Source organism: Streptomyces sp. NPDC026062, from assembly GCF_055568375.1.
In genome coordinates, this window is record NZ_JBVHOQ010000112.1 from 1 (window position 1) to 3,350 (window position 3,350).

At 66.9% G+C, this 3,350-nt stretch carries 2 protein-coding genes and 1 pseudogene; 1 reads left to right on the forward strand and 2 read right to left on the reverse strand.

Features of this window, described 5'->3' with window-relative positions; translation table 11 throughout:
• Nucleotides 1–275: 275 nt before the first annotated feature.
• A complete protein-coding gene (locus ACZ4LX_RS37975) occupies nucleotides 276–1,652 on the reverse strand; it encodes an IS1380 family transposase (RefSeq protein WP_467651958.1) in 1,377 nt (458 codons plus the stop codon).
• A 134-nt stretch (nucleotides 1,653–1,786) separates the two neighbouring features.
• Nucleotides 1,787–2,536, reverse strand: coding sequence for a transposase (locus ACZ4LX_RS37980; protein WP_467651960.1), 750 nt, complete (start codon nucleotides 2,534–2,536; stop codon nucleotides 1,787–1,789).
• A gap of 223 nt (nucleotides 2,537–2,759) precedes the next feature.
• On the opposite strand from ACZ4LX_RS37980, the pseudogene ACZ4LX_RS37985 reads away from it, so the two are divergent.
• Nucleotides 2,760–3,097 (forward strand): annotated as a pseudogene (locus ACZ4LX_RS37985) (transposase); the annotation flags it as partial.
• Nucleotides 3,098–3,350 lie beyond the last annotated feature (253 nt).

The window sequence follows — 3,350 nt, forward strand, 5'->3', positions numbered from 1 at the left end:
CCTCCTGCGCGTCCGGCGACCAGGTCCGCGCATCCCCCACCAGATCACTCACACACCGTCAACGAGCCTGAACCCAATGAGTTTCTGATCAATAGTCACTATTACAACGGCTAACCTCGATCTTTCGTGATGGGCCGCTGGCGGAGTCGGTGGCCCATTTCGTTGTTGGTGCCCGCAGTTGGGCAGGTCGGGGGCCCGAGTGTCGTGTCGGGTGGACGCCGGGCTCCACTGCTCCGGGATGGAACGTTTTCTCGCGGGGATGGGCGATCTGCTGCTCAGCCGGGGTTCGGCAGCGCGTTGAGACGCTCGATCGCGTCCGTGATGGCGTCTGTCCAGGGCCAGTGGCGTGCGAATTTCAGGTGCCGGCGGCGGGCGGTCGTGACGATTTGGGCGGCGGCGGAGAAGAGGCGGAGCCGCAGCCGACGTGGTTCCCATCTGCGAGTCTCGCCGGTCAGGGCGAGCATGGGCATCCAGGCGAGCAGGTCCAGGGCGATCTGGACGATCTCCAGCCAGATCTGGCTCTGTGCCGTCTTGTGCAGGGGCAGGTTACGCAGGCCGGTGGCCCGGGCGGCGCGGATGCGGTCTTCGGCGCGTGCCCGCTGGCGGTGGCGTAGTTCGAGTGCGGCGATCGGGCTGTTGGCGGTGTTGGTGGCGAACGCGGTGAGCCGCAGTCCGTCGGTGTCGGTGAACCGCAACTGGGCTCCGGGGTGCGGGCGTTCTTTGCGGACGATCAGCCGCATGCCTGGCGGCCAGCCCTTGAGGGTGTCGCCGTCGAATTCGGCGACCCATGCTCCGTGACGGATCTCGCCGTCGGGTTCGACGGCTGGGGTCCAGGCGGTGGGCGGGACGGTGAGGACGGCCTGGTGGATGTGGTCGGTGATGGTCATGCCGACCGAGTACGACAGCCACCTGCCGCGCTGGGCGAGCCAGGCGGTGAACTCGTGGGTGCCGCCGGCGGAGTCGGTGCGGATCAGTGTCCGGCGTCCGCGCCGGTACTTCTTCGGGAGCTGGGCGAGGGCGAGCCGGGCGGTGGTGATGTGGTCGGCAGCGGTGTTGGAGCACGCGTTCCCCGGCCGCAGGAGCGCTGCCACGGGTTCCCCGGTCCCGTTTTTCCCGTGGTCGACGAACGCCGTCAGGGGATGGTGTCCGAAGGATTTCTTCCAGGTCGCGGTGGCGTCCTGTTTCACGGAGTGCGCCAGTACGAGCACCCCGTCGATGTCCACGATCACCTGCCCGCCGACGTCGGGAGCCGACGGACCGGCGAGCTTCCAGACGTGTTCGCGGGCGTGGGCCCGTGCGGTCCGGATCGCGTTCAGTGCTGTCGGCCCGGCAGCGGCGAGGGCATCGATGAGGCGGGAGACGGTGGGATCCGAGGCGACCGCACCGAACACGGCCGGTTCGGCCCGCAGCATGCCCGCGTCCGCCAGACAGTCCCCACCGAGCGCGACCGCGAGGGCCACGTCCAGCAGGATCTTCCCCGGATCATGCACCGTCCGCGGCTTGCGCCACGGTGCCAGCGCCGTCGATATCGCCTGATCCAGACCGGACTTGCGGACCGTCTCCACCAGCAGGACGCCTCCCGCTTGCGAGGCCACCGCGCGGCCACCGCCCCCGACGCGAACACGAGGATACGAACCGATACGTCTCTTCACCTGGGAAGTGCCTTCGACGATGGCAGCAACAAGGGCCTCAACAATCCTTATTCTAGCTGGTCAGAGGCACTTCTCGTTTACCTGACCACCCGTCGGACGCCAGGCTTCGCGAAAGCGCGAGGCTAAGAGCTTCTTCAGCGTTGCCGCTCCAGGGTGACGACGGCCTTGGCGATTGACGTCATGCGGTTGGGGCTGCAGCGGGATCTGCGGAAGATCCGCCAGTACTTCAGGCGGGCGACGCCGCGTTCGACGGGTGCTCGTGCCGCGGCCAGGGCACGGTTGCGGGTCCTGTCGGCGGGAGTGAGCTCCTGGAGGGGCCTGCGTTTGATGCCGGTGGTCAGCCACGGGCCGGCGCCCTGGTAGGCGAGATCGGCCACGATGGGAACGCCCTGGCGCTCGCAGATTCGGATGATCCGGTGGGTGCGCGCGGCGGTCAGATCGTGAGTGCGGCCCGGCAGGGCGGGCGAGAGCCATAACAGCCGGCCACCGGGATCGGTGACGACCTGCACGTTCACGCCGTGGCGCCGGTGTTTGTGGGAGTAGTCGGCCCGGCCGTCGCCGCCCCGGTCACACTCGGCGAGGGTGCCGTCGAGTAGGACGAAGTCGGGCTCGTGCTCGCGCAGTGTCTTCAGCAGACCCGGCGCACGCGCGGCGAGCAGGTCGACGACCGCGCTGGTGTAGGCGTGGGCGGTGGACTCGCTGATTCCGAATCCGGTGGCGATCTTCGCCAGAGTGATGTGTTCGCGCAGGTACACCAGCGCCACCATCGCGCGCTGGGACGGCCGGAGCTTGCAGCGCCGGTCGCCCTCACGGGTGACGATCAGCATGGTGGCCCACTCCACGAATGCATGCGGCAGGTCGAGTGCGGCAGGATGGATGACCAATGAGGCCCCCCGAGCAACGTGATTGAGACGTCAGACATCTCGATCAACAGCCCGGGGGCCTCGCTTGTTGCGCTTCACGGCCCATCACCCGATCGGTAGCGACCTCGAAGAAGCTCACTGATCGTTTCAGAATGAGTTGAGCTGTGGGTCTTGCGCTCGGGTGATCTTGGTCGGCAGGGTGCTCCGAGTGCGTGCTGATCTTGTTCCGGATGACCTGTGGGAGCGGGTGGCTCCGCTGCTGGACGCCGTCCCAGCGATTCGGGGCCTGCGAGGACGCCCCGCCGCAAACCCCGTCGTCTGTACGCCGATCGGGGCTATGACTTCGACAAGTACCGCCGTCTGCTGTGGAAGCGCGGCATCAAGCCGATGATCGCCCGACGCGGGGTCGCACACGGCTCCGGACTGGGAAAGGTGCGCTGGGTCGTCGAGCGCGCCTTCGCCTGGCTGCACCAGTTCAAGCGGCTCCGCATCCGCTACGAACGACGCGCGGATCTACACCAAGGTCTCCTCGAACTGGCCTGCAGTCTCATATGCCTTCGCCGTCTCCGAACTTCATTCTGAAGGATCAGTGATAGGCGACGTGCCGGAGGCGATGGCAAGTCGGCAAAGTCGGTTCCTACCCTTGGGCGGCTGAACTCAGGGGAGGTCGAAGGTGACGCCTCCCGAACCGTCCCAGTCCGGCGCCTTCGTGAGTGTGAGAGTCCCGTCCTCTGCCTCGAAGTGAATCGCCCCGGGTTCGGTAGAGATCTCAGATTGTGGTTGTGACCTGGGGTTTCGTGAGTTCGGTGTAGTAGTTGGTTTCGTACTCGACGGG